General features: G+C 63.1%; 14 protein-coding genes. 6 read left to right on the top strand and 8 right to left on the bottom strand.

The window, feature by feature from the left end:
* The first annotated feature begins 7 nt into the window (after positions 1–7).
* Entirely contained in the window at positions 8–931 is a 924-nt protein-coding gene (locus DS839_RS04975) for a LysR family transcriptional regulator (protein ID WP_119269171.1), read from the top strand.
* Positions 932–946: 15 nt separating this feature from the next.
* Here the strand turns inward: DS839_RS04975 and DS839_RS04970 are convergent, their stop codons facing one another.
* The 5 genes from DS839_RS04970 to DS839_RS04950 all read right to left on the bottom strand — a co-directional run bounded on the left by DS839_RS04970 (position 947) and on the right by DS839_RS04950 (position 7,219).
* Positions 947–1,996, bottom strand: a complete 1,050-nt coding sequence (locus DS839_RS04970; RefSeq protein ID WP_119269170.1) for an alcohol dehydrogenase — start codon at positions 1,994–1,996, stop codon at positions 947–949.
* Complete coding sequence (gene rsmA, locus DS839_RS04965; protein WP_119269169.1) at positions 1,993–2,841, bottom strand: 16S rRNA (adenine(1518)-N(6)/adenine(1519)-N(6))-dimethyltransferase RsmA; 849 nt, start codon at positions 2,839–2,841, stop codon at positions 1,993–1,995. Before rsmA ends, DS839_RS04970 begins: the two co-directional genes overlap by 4 nt.
* On the bottom strand, positions 2,832–3,866 hold the full coding sequence (gene pdxA / locus DS839_RS04960; protein ID WP_119269168.1) for a 4-hydroxythreonine-4-phosphate dehydrogenase PdxA: 1,035 nt from the start codon (positions 3,864–3,866) through the stop codon (positions 2,832–2,834). The genes rsmA and pdxA overlap by 10 nt, the downstream gene beginning before the upstream one ends.
* On the bottom strand, positions 3,863–4,840 hold the full coding sequence (locus tag DS839_RS04955) for a SurA N-terminal domain-containing protein (protein WP_119269167.1): 978 nt from the start codon (positions 4,838–4,840) through the stop codon (positions 3,863–3,865). The genes pdxA and DS839_RS04955 overlap by 4 nt, the downstream gene beginning before the upstream one ends.
* Before the next feature lie 150 nt (positions 4,841–4,990).
* On the bottom strand, positions 4,991–7,219 hold the full coding sequence (locus tag DS839_RS04950) for an LPS-assembly protein LptD (protein ID WP_162918312.1): 2,229 nt from the start codon (positions 7,217–7,219) through the stop codon (positions 4,991–4,993).
* A 270-nt stretch (positions 7,220–7,489) separates the two neighbouring features.
* Between DS839_RS04950 and DS839_RS04945 the strand changes: the two genes are divergently transcribed.
* The 4 genes from DS839_RS04945 to DS839_RS04930 all read left to right on the top strand — a co-directional run bounded on the left by DS839_RS04945 (position 7,490) and on the right by DS839_RS04930 (position 12,685).
* Entirely contained in the window at positions 7,490–8,974 is a 1,485-nt protein-coding gene (locus DS839_RS04945; RefSeq protein WP_119269165.1) for a leucyl aminopeptidase, read from the top strand.
* Positions 8,975–9,037: 63 nt separating this feature from the next.
* Positions 9,038–9,808 carry an IclR family transcriptional regulator domain-containing protein gene (locus tag DS839_RS04940; RefSeq protein WP_119269164.1) on the top strand — a complete coding sequence of 257 codons (771 nt, stop codon included), beginning with the start codon at positions 9,038–9,040 and terminating at the stop codon, positions 9,806–9,808.
* 97 nt (positions 9,809–9,905) lie between these two features.
* Positions 9,906–11,480, top strand: coding sequence for an ABC transporter substrate-binding protein (locus DS839_RS04935; RefSeq protein WP_119269163.1), 1,575 nt, complete (start codon positions 9,906–9,908; stop codon positions 11,478–11,480).
* Between the two features lie 14 nt (positions 11,481–11,494).
* Positions 11,495–12,685, top strand: a complete 1,191-nt coding sequence (locus DS839_RS04930) for a M24 family metallopeptidase (protein WP_119269162.1) — start codon at positions 11,495–11,497, stop codon at positions 12,683–12,685.
* Between the two features lie 10 nt (positions 12,686–12,695).
* Here the strand turns inward: DS839_RS04930 and DS839_RS04925 are convergent, their stop codons facing one another.
* A complete protein-coding gene (locus tag DS839_RS04925; protein WP_119269161.1) occupies positions 12,696–13,682 on the bottom strand; it encodes an ATP-grasp domain-containing protein in 987 nt (328 codons plus the stop codon).
* A gap of 34 nt (positions 13,683–13,716) precedes the next feature.
* On the bottom strand, positions 13,717–14,196 hold the full coding sequence (locus tag DS839_RS04920; protein WP_162918311.1) for a hypothetical protein: 480 nt from the start codon (positions 14,194–14,196) through the stop codon (positions 13,717–13,719).
* A 101-nt stretch (positions 14,197–14,297) separates the two neighbouring features.
* Here DS839_RS04920 and DS839_RS04915 point away from each other — a divergent pair, with 101 nt between their 5' ends.
* Positions 14,298–14,759: a DNA polymerase III subunit chi gene (locus DS839_RS04915; protein WP_119269159.1), complete on the top strand. Its 462-nt coding sequence runs from the start codon at positions 14,298–14,300 to the stop codon at positions 14,757–14,759.
* Between the two features lie 4 nt (positions 14,760–14,763).
* Here the strand turns inward: DS839_RS04915 and DS839_RS04910 are convergent, their stop codons facing one another.
* Positions 14,764–15,444, bottom strand: coding sequence for a zinc metallopeptidase (locus DS839_RS04910; RefSeq protein ID WP_119269158.1), 681 nt, complete (start codon positions 15,442–15,444; stop codon positions 14,764–14,766).
* Between the last annotated feature and the right edge of the window lie 5 nt (positions 15,445–15,449).

Below are 15,449 nucleotides of genomic sequence, written 5' to 3'. Positions count from 1 at the left end.
AGGCGCCATGGATCGACTGTCGGGACTGGAAGCCTTTGTTCGCACCGCCGATCTCGGCAGCTTCGTCAAAGCCGGCCGCGTCCTCGGCTTGTCCGCTTCCGCCGTCGGCAAGGCCGTGGCGAAGCTCGAGCAGCAGCTCGGCACGAGATTGTTTCAGCGCTCGACCCGCAGCCTCAGGCTGACCGAGGAGGGCCGTCTCTTCCATGAAAGGTGCCGGCGCATCCTCGATGATCTCGAGGATGCCCATGCCGTACTGGCTGAGGCGCAGGAGAAGCCGCGCGGCCGGCTCAAGCTCTCATCGCCCATCGTCAGTTATCATTTCCTGCTGCCGCTCTTGCCCGACTTCATGGCGCGCTACCCCGAGATCGAGCTCGATCTCGATTTTAACGACCGGATCGTCGATCTCATCGAGGAGGGCGTCGATGTCGCGATCCGCAGCGGCGATCTGCCCGATTCGCGCCTGATGTCACGGGCACTGCGCCCCTTCCAGCTTCTCCTGTGCGCCGCACCTGCCTATCTCGAACGTCACGGCGTGCCGAAAACCCTGCGCGATCTCGACCGGCATCTCAGCATCCGTTTCCGCTTCCCCAACAGCGGCAAGCTCCAGGACTGGCCGCTGACGCTGCCGGCGGGCGAGACCGAATTGCGCGTCCGCACCGTCCTCACCTGCAACAATATGGAAGCCTTGCGCGGCGCCACCGTCAGGGGCCTCGGTATCGGCTGCCTGCCGGATTTCCTCGCCCGCGAACCGCTGGCTGAAGGTGCGCTGCGCACGATCCTCATGGAGCACATCGATGGTCCCGGCCAGTTCCGTTTGCTCTGGCCGTCGAACCGGAATCTCTCGCCGAAAGTCAGGGTACTGGTCGATTTCCTCAGCGAGCGCTTGTTCGCCCTGCGTTGCGAAGCGTTCGGCGACTACGCCGCGCGCTGAGGGGTCTATGCGCTGCTAAGCCCTGAGAACGACCCGGCCGGTCACGCTGCCGGCGCGCAGATCGGTGAGCGCGGCATTGGCTTCAGAGAGCGGGCGCTCATCGACGGGAATCGGCCGGATGCGCCCGGCTCGGACCAGCGCCATCAATTCGCGCGCTTCCGCGAGGCTGCCGACATAGGAGCCGGAGAGCGTCAGTTCGCGCAACGGGAACATCGGCACGGGCAGGGTGAACCTGCCGCCCATCAGTCCGACGATGATCACGGCCCCGCCTTTGCCGACGATGCTTTGCGCGAAATTGAGCGAGGCTTCCGAGCCCACGAAGTCGATCGCCGCGCTGATCGGACCGGCCTGCTTGAGGACGGTCTTGCGCGCATCGGCGACGCTGGGATCGAAGGCAGCCTCGGCGCCGAGGGTGAGCGCGGTCTCGCGTTTCGCGGCGACGACATCGGCGGCATATTTGCGCGCCGGCGTCAAAGCGCGGGCGATCTCGAGCCCCATCATGCCGACACCGCCGAGGCCGACGATCATCAGCGCCCCTTGATCCTCGAGATATCTCTCGGCCTTGCGGATGGCGCTGTAGGCGGTGAGGCCTGAGCACATATAGCTGCCGGCGAGCCTTGCATCGACGCCCTGGGCCTCGATCAGATAGCGCGGATGCGGCACGAGGACGTGGCTCGCATAGCCGCCATCGACATTGATGCCGAGCTGGCGCGGCGCATCGCACAGATGCTCTTCGCCCTTGCGGCAGCGTTCGCAGTCACGGCAGCCGCACCAGGGATAGGCGACGTAGAACGTGCCGGGGTCGATCTCGCCCGCCTCAGGTCCGGCGCTCTCGACATGGCCCGAAATCTCATGGCCGAGCGTGAAGGGAAGCTTTCGGCCCGCGGCGATATCGAGGCGCTTGCCGTCGCCGAGATCGAAAAATCCATCCTGCAAATGAAGATCGCTGTGGCACACACCGCAGGAGGAGACCCTGAGCAGGACTTCGCTGCCTGTGGGCTCGGGGAGCGGCGCGGCCGTCTCGGTGAGCGGCGAGCCATAAGAGAGAAGCGATTGGCGGATCATGGTCTGTCGGCTCCGAGAGCGGCGGCGATGCGGGCAAAATCGGCGACCGTCAGCTGCTCGGCGCGCAGATTGGCATCGATGCCAAGATTTGCAAGAAGTTGCGAAGGATCGGGGCTGATGCTCTTGAGGCTCGAGCGCAGCATCTTGCGGCGCTGGCCGAAGGCCGCCGCGGTCACTTTCTCCAGCATGCTCACGTCGCAAGCGGGCTCGCGCACCGTCTTCGGGACGAGCTGGACCACCGAGGACGTGATCTTGGGCGGCGGACTGAAGGCGCGCCGGTCGATATCGAAGAGCTTTCGCGCCCCGGCGCACCATTGGCTGAGGACCGCAAGCCTTCCATAGGATTCGGATCTGGGTGCCGCGACGATGCGCTCGGCTACTTCCTTCTGGAACATCAGCGTCAGCGACGAGAACCACGGCGGCCAGGGGCCCGTCAGCCAGCCGGTCAACAGAACCGTCGCGATATTGTAGGGCAGATTGGCGACGATCTTGGCCTCGCCGTCGATATGGCTCGCAAGATCGTGGCGCAAGGCATCGGCCGCGATGATCTCGAGACGGCCCGGATAGTGCGCCGCGATTTCCTCGAGCGCGGGCAGGGCGCGCTGGTCCTTCTCGACCGCGATGACCTTCTTCGCGCCTTCGAGAAGGAGGGCGCGGGTGAGGCCGCCGGGACCGGGTCCGACTTCGACGATGGTCGCGGCATCGAGGGGTGCTGCGCTGCGCGCGATGCGTCGGGTGAGATTGAGATCGAAGAGGAAATTCTGGCCGAGGCTCTTGCGCGCATCGAGGCCGTGGCGCGCGATGACCTCGCGCAGCGGCGGCAGCCCGTCCTCGCTCAGCGGCATCGGACTCGCCGGGCGATGTCGCCGGCAAGGGTCACTGCCTGGATGAGGCTCTGAGGATTAGCCTTGCCGGTGCCTGCCAGGCTCAAGGCCGTGCCATGATCCGGCGACGTGCGGATGAAGGGAAGGCCCAGCGTGCAATTGACCCCGCCATGGAAATCCAGCGTCTTGACCGGGATCAGCGCCTGGTCGTGATACATGCACAGGATCGCGTCATAGCTCGCGCGCGCTTCGGCATGGAAGGCGGTATCGGCGGGAAGCGGGCCGATGACGGCAAGGCCCTCGGCGCGCAGCTGAGCGAGCGCCGGCGCAATGATGGTCTGTTCTTCCTTGCCCATGGCGCCATTCTCGCCGGCATGCGGATTGAGGCCGGTGAAAGCGAGCCTCGGGCGGGCGATGCCGAAGCGCTGTTCGAGATCGCGCGCCGCGACCCGCGCCTGCCGGATGATGAGCTCTTGGGTGAGCTGCCGCGGCACCTCGGCGAGCGCGATATGCACGGTGACGGGTATGGCGCGCAGATCTTGCGCGCACAGCATCATCACCGGCTCGGCGTCACGGCCGTGGCGGCGCGCCAGATGCGCGAGATAATCCGTATGCCCCTGATGGCTGAAGCCTGCCGCATAGAGTGCTTCCTTCTGGATCGGATTGGTCACGATCGCGGAGATCGCGCCGGCGAGGGCAAGTTCGACGGCCTTGTCGATGGCGCCGATCACCGTGGCGGCGGTCGCGGCGCTGAACCGGCCCGTTTCAGGCTGCGTCGTGAACGGCAGGTCGATGACGGGAAGGGCGCGGCGGAAGATCGCGGCGGCCTCGCCTGGCGTCTCGATCTCTTGCACAGGCAGAATATCCGCGCGGCGAGCAAACCTCTGGCGCAGGAAGCCTGCGTCGCCGAGGACAAAAAAGGCGAGACGGGTGTGATCCTTGAGCGCGAGCCAGGCCTTGGCCGTGATGTCGGGTCCGATGCCGCCAGGCTCCCCGATGGTCAGCGCAAGGGGGAGGTCAACGGCCTGCGCCGCGCGAGCGCTCACTCGGTGGCCTTCGCATCCTCAGGTGCCTTCGCGTCCTTGTATTCGATAAAGGCGTTGCGCCGAAGCTCGCGCATGTAGCGCTCTTCATAGACGTCGTATTTTTTGTTGCTGAGCATCATCTCGACCTGCTGGCGCGTCGGCTTGTCGGGCGCGATGTTCTTCTTGCCGCAGAAGGCGATCAGCTGGATGCCGCTCCGGCTGCGTGCCGGGCCGATGAGGCCGCCGGTGCCGGCCTTGTCGAGCGCCGCTTTCAGGGGCTTCGGCAGCTTGCGCCCATCGGCCTGCATGCGCTTGCCGATCTGGACGTTGAAAATGCCGCCGGCGGCCTGCCGGGCGCTGGCGCAGCCCTTGAATTTGCTGCGATACTGGGCAGCATCCGCCGCGCGCGCGACGAGCAATTGCTGCGCCATGGCTTCGCCGGTATTCTCCACCGGCATCTCGATCTCCATGATCTCATAGACGGTGATCGGCTGCAGCCGCGGGTCATTGGCAAATTCGTTGTATTTCCTGTCGATCTCGGCCGGATCGACTTCGACCTTCACCTTGTACAAACTGCTGATCAACCTGTTGAACGAGATCTGTGCGGTTACGAGGGTGCGCAAGGCGGATATCGAGGAGCCCTTGGACTTGAGCTGGGCGGCAAGCCCCTTGGCGTCGGTATTGGAACCCTTGGCCATCTTGTCGATCTGGGCGTTGATCATCTTATCATCGGGAGTGGCTCCTAACTTCTTGGCTTCCGCCAGCTTGACCTGATCGTCGATCAGGTTCTGCAGGGCGCGCTTGCGCTGCTCGGCGACACTGCCTTGGCCGCGCCCGAGGATAGCATTGAGCTGGATGCGCTGCTGGACGTCGAAGCTCGTAATCGGACGGTCATTGACGGTGACCAGGACGCCCTGGCTTTCGGCGCGGACTGGGAGGGTGGATGTGAATGCACAAGCGGCCAGCGCCGCAGCGAAAAGAATTCCGGTCTTCATGATGACATCAGTCTCTAGCGTGCTTCACGGCGAAGGGAAATCACTTCGCCGGCGCGGAAGCGGATCAAATCAGTATACTGAGATAAGGCCTGGTTGCCAAAGTCCGCACCCTGGGATCGCATCCGGGGCAAGCTCATGGTGCGATTTTCTCTAGGGAGCCGGCAGAACGTCATCGCCGCCGAGCGATTTGAGATCGATCGAGAACAGGACAGACCGGTCAACTTTCTCATCCTCATCCGCACGGTCCTCTTCGTAGAAAATGCGGAAATTGAAGCAATCACAGTTGTAACCGATGCCGACCGTATCCTTGAGCAGCTTGCTGTCCTCGATATCGTAGCGCGCACCGGCATAGACGCTCCATCCGCCGGAGAAGTTCCAGCCGACGGCACCCCAGACCTGTTGCTCGTCATCCGGACGATCCACATGCGGATCCGCTTTGAGGCTAGCATAGGAGATTGACCCGGAAAACCTGTCGAAATTGAGGCTTAGGGCCGCTTCCTGAACATTGATATCCGAGAAGTCCTCCTCGATACGGGCCTGGTAGGAGAGCCGCACGCTGTCCCAAGGTTGCCAGGCGATAGCCGTGACGAGATCGGAGTTCGTGCCCTCGAGGCCGCTATCCTCTTCAAAACTGTTCTCGCCGGCGACATGGAATGATTCGCCGAAGCTGGCACGCAGGAAGCCGCCATTCTGGGAGAGGAACGTATAGAGCACGCCGGCATTGACGCGGGTGCCGCCTTCATAGCGGTCGAGCCCGTTGAAGCGGTCATGCAGGAAGAGACTCGAGGCATCGAAATTCACCGCGATGGAGTCTTCATCGCTGACGTCGTCTTCGCGCTCCTCGTTGGTCGAGGAGATGACCTGGGCGACGGGCGTGAGGATGTGCTGGCCGCCTTCGGTATTGGCGAGGAAAGGCCAGCGGGCGTCGAGGCCGGCCGTCGGCTGGAAGCGCGTGGTCGTCTCCGACTCTTCCGTCAGGCCGTTGTCGTCCGGCAGATTTTCCGTGACGTAGAGATCGCCGCGCAGATTGGCGAAGGGCGTGATGACCTGGCCCATGCCGTTGATGATCTGACGCTGCCAGTTGAGATTGGCGACGCCGCGCGTCTGGTCGGTGCCGAGGTCGGTCCCGATCAGGTTCACGCGCGGATCGGTGCCGAGAATCGAATCCGTGCGGTGCAGGCTGTAGACGTTCCAGCTGTAGCCGAACTCGCCGCCCAGCACCGGCTGATCGAACGTGTAGCTGTGCTGGATATAGGGGACCGCATAGGGGTAGAAATCGTCCACTTCATCCGGGTCAAGCGGCTCGAAATTGAGCGCCTGGGCGGAGAAGTAATTGCGGCCGCGCAAGCCGGTTATGTAGACTTGGTTGATCGCCTCGTCACGGCTGTCGATCTTGTATTTGTCCATGAACTCTTGATCGCTGACGAGCGTGCCGTCCCAGCCCCAGTTCCAATAGCGATTGAGGGCGAAGCTGCCGTCGGTTCTCACCGAGCCGCGCAAGTGCGTGTCGCCCGGCGGATCCTGGTTCGTATCGAGCTGATAAATGCCGGCGACATCGACATTATATTCGCCATTGGCAAGGCGGTGCCGCCATTCCGCTTTGGCGAGCACGCCTTGATCGGTCGTGAACACCGGGCGGAAAGTGATGTCGTAATTGGGCGCCAGGTTCCAGAAATAGGGCGTCTCGACGCCGAGGCCATAGATACTGGCATAGCTGAATTTCGGCGTGAGGAAACCGGTTCGCCGCTTAACGGTCGGATCGGCATGCGAGAAATAGGGCATCGTGATGATGTCCGCGCCGCCGAATTCGAAAGTGGCGTCGCGATGGTAGATGACGCCTTCCTTCTCGTTGTGCGTCACCTCGCGCGACTTGAGCTGCCATAGCGGCTTGCCGCTCGACAGCCTGCATTCCTTGCACGCGGTGTAGACGACGTTTTCATAGACGGTGAGATAGCCGTCCTGGCGCGTCGCATAATCGGCCGTGATCGTGGCGTTGTTGGTCAGGAGCAGGCGCAGATGCTCGGCGAACCCGTCCTTGAAGTTGTTCATGAGCGTGGCGCGCTCGGCTTCCAGGATGTTGCCGCTGGGTTCGGTGAGCCTCACCTCGCCGACCGCCGTCATCTTGTCGTTCTTCTGATCATAGGAGACGCGCGTCGCGACGAGCTCGTACTTGCCGTAGGTGAGGACGACCTTGCCGATGGCGACGGCGATCTTGGTGCGCGCGTCGTAAGTGATCTTGTTGGCGACGACATAGACGCGCGTGCCCTTGGGCGGCGTCTTGATCTTGTTGTCGCGCACATCGCCCGTCGCGGCAAAGGCCGGCGTCGGCAAAGAACTCACTGTGACGAGGCCGAGGCTTGCGGCAAGCAATGCGGCCAAGCACAAACCCCCGGACAAATGCCCGGAGAGCGCCAGCCTTCCCCTTGGACGCCCCGTCGTCATAAACCCCGCTTGCACTAGTAACGTTACTTTACGCTTTCTTAACCCGTTTGACCGGGTCCGCAAAGCGCTTTTACATGTCCGAATGTAACCGCGGATGCGGCAAGCCCAAGGCAGGAAATTTGCATAATTAACAAACCATTACAGCTGTTGAACGGCGGGGGGGCTAAGGCTAAGGAAGGAGCCTGAAAATCCTCAGCAGGACAGCCCATGAATGTCATATTTGCTGCGCCCGGACAGCCAAAATCCGGCGTTTTGGTCATATTTTGCCCGGAGAACAAGAAGCTAGAAGGGGTCGCTCAGGAGATCGACAAGCGCAGCGGCGGGCATGTCTCGCGCGCCATCAAGGCCATAGACTTCGAGGCCAAGCGCGAGCAGATCCTCGATCTGGTGGCGCCGGAGAAGCTCAGCCTAAGGCGAATCATCATCGCTGGCCTCGGCGACCCGGCAAAGATCACCGGTCGCGAGATCGAGCTTCTGGGGGGCGCGGTCGCCGGCTATCTGCAGTCGGCCAAGGCCGAGACAGCCTCAATCGCCGCAGACATCGCGGTGGAAAAGACCGAGCCCGGGGAATTTGCGGCCCTTCTGGCGTCCGGCGCCAAGCTCAGGATCTACAGCTTCGACCGCTACAAGTCCAAGAAGCCCGCCAACGGCAAGGCGCTCCAGTCCCTCACTTTCCTCACCCCGGAAGCGGCCAAGGCGAAGAAGGCGTTCGCCGCCTATGAGGCCGTCGCCGAGGGCGTCCACTTCGCCCGCGACCTCGTCAATGAGCCGGCCAACAAGCTCACTCCGGTGGAATTCGCCAACCGCGTGAAGGCCACGGGCAAAGCGGGCCTCATCGTCGAGATCCTGGGCCCGGCGCAGATGAAGAAGCTCGGCATGGGGGCGCTTCTCGGCGTGGCACAGGGCTCGGCGAACGAGCCGCGCCTGGTCGTCATGCGCTGGCAGGGGGGCGGGAAAAGCGAGAAGCCCGTGGCCTTCATCGGCAAGGGCGTCACTTTCGATACCGGCGGCATCTCGATCAAGCCGGCGGCCGGGATGGAGGACATGAAGGGCGACATGGGCGGCGCTGCCTGCGTCGCCGGCCTGATGCTGGCGCTCGCCCGCCGCAAGGCCAAGGTCAATGCGGTCGGTATCATCGGTCTGGTCGAGAACATGCCGAGCGGCACGGCGCAGCGTCCGGGCGACATCGTGACCTCGATGGCGGGCAAGACGATTGCGGTCCTCAACACCGACGCCGAGGGCCGGCTCGTCCTCGCCGATGCGCTGTGGTATTGCCAGGACCGCTTCAAGCCCAAATTCATGGTCAATCTCGCGACCTTGACCGGCGCCATCATGGTGGCGCTCGGCAAGGAATATGCCGGGCTCTTCTCCAACAATGACGAACTGTCCCAGCGTCTCTACGATGAAGGGCTCAAGACCGGCGAGAAGGTCTGGCGCATGCCGCTGGCCCCCGAATACGACAAGCTGATCGATTTCGAAGTGGCCGACATGAAGAATATCGGCGGGCGCAATGCCGGCGCCATCACCGCCGCCCAGTTCCTGCAGCGCTTCGTGAACAACGTGCCCTGGGCGCATCTCGATGTCGCGGGAACGGCGATGGATTCGAATCGCACGCCCATCAATCAGAGCTGGGGGTCGGGCTGGGGCGTGCGCCTTCTCAACCGCCTGGTCGCCGAGCATTACGAGGGCTGAGCAACTCTGCCGCTTGCGGGGCAGGCCTTCACAGTCGGGGACTTTCGAGCTATTGCGGCAGCCATGCCGTCCTTCGAACCCGTCAATGCCGTTGTTCGCGCCCTAGACGTGCTGCGGCTCATCAACGAGTTCGGCCATATCTCGATCATCGATCTGCAGAAGCGCTCCGGCCTGCCGAAGGCGACCGTCTTGCGGATGGTCGAGACGCTCGTCTCGCAAGGCTATGTCGTCCGGTCCGACAGCGCTCTCTACAGCCCGACCGGCAAATGCCTGCTGCTCAGCAGCGGCTTCGACCGCAAGGCCGATTATGCCAAGGCGGCCGAGCCGGTCCTCGCCAGATTGCGCGCCGATATCGGCTGGTCCTCCGACTTCGCCGTCTTCGACAACGACGCCATGCTGATCATCCTCACCGCCAGCGAGCTTGGCGTTCTTTCCCTCTCCGGCCAGGGGGCGGCGCGCGCGCCGATCCTGCGCAGCGCGCTGGGGCGCGCTTATCTCGCGCATATTCCCGATGACGAGCGCAAGCTGCTGCTCGACCGTCTCCTGCTGGCCGACCCGCTCGCCGGCGCGCGCCGGCAAGTCGACAAGGTCCTGCTCGAAACCCGCGACAAAGGTTACGGCGTCTCCGATGAGTCTTATCTCGACACGCTCTATCCGGTCGGCATGCGCGCGATCGCGGTCCCGGTCCTGAGCGGGCGCCGGCCGGTCGCTGCCTTGAACGTGCTGTTCCTGCGCAAGGCGCTCACTCTCGAGAAAGGCGTGAAGACATTGCTGTCGCCCTTGCGCGTGGCGGCCAGGGAGATCGGCGCGGGGATCGAAGTGGAAGGAGAGTAGGTTCAACAGATGAGCCAAATGGCTCACCTGTTGACATTGGTGGCGCGTTGTGACGATAGAGGGGGAGATCTTCCTCCATCGCATGCGAGGCCGCACCATGACCCAGCCCACAACTTCCTCCGCAACCGTCCGCGGCCTCAGCCGCCGCGATTTCATGCAGTTGGCACTCGCCGCCGGCCTCGCCGTGCCGACGGCCGACAGGCTGTGGGCGCAAGCGGCAAGCGCGCCCAAGCGCGGCGGCTTTTTCAAGATGGGGCTGGGGCAGGGGGCGACGACGGATGTGCTCGATCCGTCGACTTTCATGGACTTCATGCCGGGCACGGTCTGCGCGTCCTATGCCAACTTCCTCACCGAGGTCGACGCCGACGGGAATATCAGGCCCGATCTGGCGGAGTCCTTCGAGGCCGCGGACGGCGCCAAGACCTGGGTCTTCCGCCTGCGGAAAGGCGTTCAGTTCCACAATGGCCGCGAACTCAAGCCCGACGACGTCGTGGCCTCCATCCGCCACCATCTCGGTCCCGATTCGAAATCGGCGGTGAAGGCGCAATTGAGCGCGATCAACGAGGTGAAGGCCGATGGCGGCAATGTGGTCTTCACCCTCGATGCCGGCAATGCCGATCTGCCCTATCTCCTGAGCGACTATCATCTGCCGATCCTCCCGGCCAAGGAGACCGGCGCCATGGACTGGGAGTCGGGCATCGGCACAGGACCCTACACGCTCGAGAACTGGCAGCCCGGCATTTCCGCCAGGCTCAAGCGCAATCCCAATTACTACCGCGACACCTGGTTCGACGAGGTCGAGATCCTTTCCATCATCGATGTGGCCGCGCGGATGAATGGGCTGGTGACGGGCGATCTCCATTTCGCCGACCGCTGCGATCTCAAAACTCTCGATCTCCTGAAGCGCAATCCCAATATCGAGATCGATGAGGTCACGGGCTTTGCTCACGCGACCTTCTCGATGGACGTCACGCAGGCGCCCTTCGACAACCCCGACGTCCGCAATGCGTTGAAATATGCCATCGACCGCGACGCCATACTGAGCAAGATATTCTTCGGCCACGGCATTGCCGGCAACGACAACCCGATCGCGCCGTCAGTCAAATTCGCGACCAATCCCGAGCCGGTCCACAAATACGACCCGCAGAAGGCCAGGGAACTGTTGAAGAAGGCCGGTCTCGACGGCCTGAAGGTCGATCTGTCCGCCGCCGACACCGCTTTCGCCGGCGCGGTCGATGCGGCACTGCTGTTCAAGGATTCGGCCGCGGCAGCCGGCATCGACATCAATGTCATTCGCGAAGCCAATGATGCCTATTGGGAAACGGTCTGGGGCAAGAAACCGTTCATCGCCTCCTATTTCAGCGGCCGTCCGGTCCAGGATCTGCAATTCTCGCTCGCCTATACCGAAGGCGCCGCCTGGAACGAGACGAAATGGGCAAACAAGCGCTTCAACGAACTGGTCGCCGCGGCGCGCATCGAACTCGACGAGGGCAAGCGGGCAGCCCTTTATGCCGAGATGCAGCAGCTCGTTCATGACGATGGCGGCACCATCGTGCTGCTCTTCATCAATTACGTGAGCGCCCATGCCAAGACGGTCGCGCACGGCAAGCTCGCCACCGACAAGGAGCTCGACGGCACCAAGATCGCCTCGCGCTGGTGGATGGCGGAATAGGACAAGGGACGAAGATGACCGAACGCTATTTTCCGATTTCCGAATATGAGCGGCGCTGGGACCTCGTCCATGCCGAGATGCGGCGGCGCGGCGTCGAGACCGCCGTGGTCTGGGGGCGCAGCGGCGGCACCTATGACCGCGCCTCCGACATCTATTACCTCTCCAACTACTACGGCAACAATTCCGGCCAGGGCTTTGACAATGCGCTGCAGAACTGCCGGGCCTTTTCCGCCGTCATTCTGCGGGCCGGGGAGAAGCCCGAACTCATCATCGAGGAATCATCACCGCATCTGAACCTGCTCGCGACCGATCGTTTTCACAGCACCTGGGATCCGGTGACGGCCGTGGCCGAGTGCCTCAGGGCCCGCAAGGACAAGGGGCCGGTCGCCTTTCTCGGCACCGACTTCTTCTCCATGAAGCACTGGCGCGAGCTCGAGGCGGCGACGCCCGGCGTCACATGGCAGTTCGAGGACGATATCGTGCGCAAGGTCCGCCGGGTGAAGAGCACGCCCGAGCTCGATGCCTATCGCGAGGGCGGATTGATCGCGTCGCGCGCCTGCACGCTCCTCATCGAAGGCCTGCTGTCGGGAAAGTCGGAAGCCGAGGCAGCGGGCGATGCGGCGCGCGAGGTCGTTCGCTCAGGTGGCGCCATTCACATGATCCCGATCTCGCATGGCGACAAGATCGACAATATGTGCCGCAATCCGCTGCCGGGCTATAGTCATGATACGCCCAAGGCCGGCGATCTCATCCGCGGCTTCGTCTATGGGCCGATGTTCCAGGGCTACTATCTCGATCCGGGCCGCACCGTCGTTGCCGGACGCAAGCCGACGCATGCCCAGCGCGAGCTCGTCGAGTCCTGCGTCGAGGTGACGGACGCGCTGCTGGCGGCGCTACGGCCGGGCCTCAAGGTGAAGGAGCTGGTGGCATTGGGCGACAAGCTCAAGGCCGGTCTCAATGTCGAAGACGACGAGATGGCCAAGAAATTCCCGCTCTATGGTCACGGCCTCGGCCTGTTCTTCGAGCAACCGATCTTTTCCGTCGCCATGGGCTATGGCGAGGACGAGTTTGTCGAAGGCATGGTCGCCGGCATCGAGGTGTTCTTCGCCCGGCCGGGCATCGGCAGTGTCGGCTTCGAGCAGAATGCCATTGTCACGTCGAACGGCATCGAATTGCTGACCAAGACGCCGATGCTGTGGTGGTAGGCCGGGATCGTCACGAGGCGAGGCTGCGGGTTTTCTCGACCAGGGTCTTCGCCACGACGTCGAAGGCGCCATACTGTTCGATGAGCCTGCGCCGCCCGAGCTCGTTGCCGCGTTGGAAGCCGTTCACCTTGGCATTGCCGAAGAAGAGCCGTGGCGCTTCGCCAATCTTGGATGAGATGGCCCAGGTATTGCCGCCGGGATTGCATTCGAGGACGTAGAGCTTCCGGGTGGCTTCCTCGCGGATGACATCGCAACCGAGGAGCGGGATGTCCGGAAATTGGGCGTGCACGCTTTGCGCCAGGCGCTCGACATCGGGTTCCTTGACCAGTTTCCGATCCCTCTCATCCCCACCCTTGATGTCGATCACCGCGCGCTCGATATCGCTGTCGGCGGCATCGAGTGGCGCGCGCAGGATTTTCAACGTCGCTTGCCAGCAAAACATGACCTTGCCGAAGAAGGTCTCGATGCGTTGGAAGCAGGGATAGGGACCGGTATCGATGAATCTCTGCACCAAATAGCCTTCCCGCGCTTTGTGGATCGGATGATCGAGGGGAAAATCTCGCGGTCCCATCCGTTCGAGCCGGTGGCGCCGAAAGAGCTGAGTTCCGATCCCTTGCGAAGTCAGGTCGAGATCCATCGGCTTGATCACGACGAAGTCACCGAACAGTATCGGATCGAGCGTCATGCCGAAGCGGAAAGGCAGCATATAGGGTGTCGGTATTCCGGCTTTGCGGAACGTCTCGGATTGGGCGAATTTCTCGATCTGGGTATTTTTGAGCACCGTGCCCCGTTTGACTTGCAGGCGGTATTCCGGCGTGAGGGCCACGACCAGGGTCGGCCACAGCCAGGCGAGCGATGGCAATTGCGTCACGGAGCTGTTGGCGAGGGCGTAGACGGTAATGTCTTTGTCGATCGCCGTCACCTTCTCGGCGATCTCCCTGAAGTCCTGCTTATATTCGGGACCCCGGTGAATGAGGATCAGGTTTCGCTTGGGCATCGGATCCACACATAGCCCGCGCCGGCGGAAACCGTCAGTCCGATTTCGTGCCGACGCGGTTCAGATAGGCTCTGATGCCATGATAGTAGTTGACCAGGGCCTCGCGGTAGAGGGCATCGGCCTTTTCGAAATCGGCCTCGCTGATCCGGTGCCGCCGCAACTGCCGCATCGCTTTTTTGTAGGCGCTGACGGCGTGGCGGCGCGCCCTTTCCACGAAGCGCCGGTATCGTTCGAGCTGCGCGGGGGAAGGCTCGCCCAGCGCCACTTCCCTGAGCGACATGCCGTTGAGCGGGTTGGCGCCTCTGCTTGTCGCTCCCGTTCCTTCATAATCGACGATGGCCGGGCACATGCCGGACTTGAGGCTGATCGCGGCGCACACCTTGCCGCAGGATTGGGTCAGGCTCGTCGCGCAACAATTGCAGAAGCCCATGGCCTCGGCCCGCGGGGCCATGGCCAACAGACATAAACCCATCACCACCACCAAGGCGGTCCCCAGCGCCCATAAACGCCCCATTCCCCAACCCCATTTGCCAGTTCTTGACCTGACCTTAGCGGCAAAGTTCCTGGCGCGCAAAGACCGTTGACCGATGCCGCTTGCCCGGCTTGGATGCGTCCATGACCGATATCCTGTTCTACCATCTCGAGCGCCAGCCGCTCGAACGCGTGCTGCCGCAGCTCCTGGAGCGCACTTTGGAGCGTGGCTGGCGGGCCGTCATCGAGACCGATTCGGACGACCGCGTCGAGGCGCTCTCGGCCATGCTGTGGACCTATACGGAAGAGGGCTTCCTGCCGCACGGCACCGCCCGCGACGGCCATGCCGAGGACCAGCCGGTGTGGATCACCGCCTCGAACGACAATCCGAATCGCGCCTCGGTGCGCTTCTTTGTCGGCGGCGTCGAGCCCTCGGCCTATGACGGGCTGGAGCGTGCCGTGCTGCTCTTCGACGGTGCCGATGCCGATGCCGTCGAGCGGGCCCGGCGCATCTGGAAGGAAGCAAAAGGCCAGGGCCACGAGGTGAGCTACTGGCAGCAGGACGAGCGCGGGCGCTGGCAGAACAAGGCGAAGAGCTCGGAGTGACGGATCAGAAACGCAGGATTCTGATCCAGCGCGCGACATCGATGAGGCTCATCAGCGCCGAAGCGACATAGGTGAAGGCGGCGGCGCGGAGAACCTGGCGCGCGCCTTTCATGTCCTCGGGACGGATATAGTGGGTGAGAACGGGCAGCGCCCGCTTGAAGCTCGCATCGAACTCCGTCGGCAGCGTCAGGACATGCAGGACGATGGTCGAGGCCAATATGGCCAGGCCGGTGGCGATCTGGAGACCCATCACCAAAGGCGAGCGGGTGAGAGCGAAGAGGACGGGGGTCGCCAGGAGCAAGGCGCTGCCGACCTTCTCGATCACGATGCCATAGAAGACGAACCGTTGGCGCAGGCGCAAGGGCGCATAGCCTTCCTTGTCCTGCAGCGCATGCGCCGCTTCATGGGCGGCGACCGCGATGGCGGTGACCGACCTGCCGGCAAAATTGCTTTTGCTCAGACGCACGGCCTTGTCGATGGGGCTGTAATGGTCGCCGCCATCGATGGCTTCGACCTTGACCGTGGTGAGTCCGGCCTCGTCGAGCAGGTGCCGCGCGAGCTCGCCGCCGGTCCCTGGAAAATCCGCACGCTCTCGCGCATGGCGCGCCATGGTGCTCTTGATCCAGATCTGCGGCCCGAAGATCAGGCCCAGGAGAACGATGCCGGCGAGCGCGATGAAAATCATTGATC

The sequence above is a fragment of the Taklimakanibacter deserti genome (assembly GCA_003574785.1).
Note: the sequence above shows the minus strand (reverse complement) of the source record. Positions and strands in the feature narration are given on the sequence as shown.

Excerpts from the sequence above, each read along its gene's own strand:
- DS839_RS04930 (WP_119269162.1), top strand. The coding sequence starts at position 11,495 with ATGACCGAACGCTATTTTCCGATTTCCGAATATGAGCGGCGCTGGGAC.
- DS839_RS04945 (WP_119269165.1), top strand. The coding sequence starts at position 7,490 with ATGAATGTCATATTTGCTGCGCCCGGACAGCCAAAATCCGGCGTTTTG.
- DS839_RS04955 (WP_119269167.1), bottom strand. The coding sequence starts at position 4,840 with ATGAAGACCGGAATTCTTTTCGCTGCGGCGCTGGCCGCTTGTGCATTC.
- DS839_RS04940 (WP_119269164.1), top strand. The coding sequence starts at position 9,038 with ATGCCGTCCTTCGAACCCGTCAATGCCGTTGTTCGCGCCCTAGACGTG.
- rsmA (WP_119269169.1), bottom strand. The coding sequence starts at position 2,841 with ATGCCGCTGAGCGAGGACGGGCTGCCGCCGCTGCGCGAGGTCATCGCG.
- DS839_RS04970 (WP_119269170.1), bottom strand. The coding sequence starts at position 1,996 with ATGATCCGCCAATCGCTTCTCTCTTATGGCTCGCCGCTCACCGAGACG.
- DS839_RS04915 (WP_119269159.1), top strand. The coding sequence starts at position 14,298 with ATGACCGATATCCTGTTCTACCATCTCGAGCGCCAGCCGCTCGAACGC.
- DS839_RS04925 (WP_119269161.1), bottom strand. The coding sequence starts at position 13,682 with ATGCCCAAGCGAAACCTGATCCTCATTCACCGGGGTCCCGAATATAAG.
- DS839_RS04920 (WP_162918311.1), bottom strand. The coding sequence starts at position 14,196 with ATGGGGCGTTTATGGGCGCTGGGGACCGCCTTGGTGGTGGTGATGGGT.
- DS839_RS04975 (WP_119269171.1), top strand. The coding sequence starts at position 8 with ATGGATCGACTGTCGGGACTGGAAGCCTTTGTTCGCACCGCCGATCTC.
- DS839_RS04935 (WP_119269163.1), top strand. The coding sequence starts at position 9,906 with ATGACCCAGCCCACAACTTCCTCCGCAACCGTCCGCGGCCTCAGCCGC.
- DS839_RS04910 (WP_119269158.1), bottom strand. The coding sequence starts at position 15,444 with ATGATTTTCATCGCGCTCGCCGGCATCGTTCTCCTGGGCCTGATCTTC.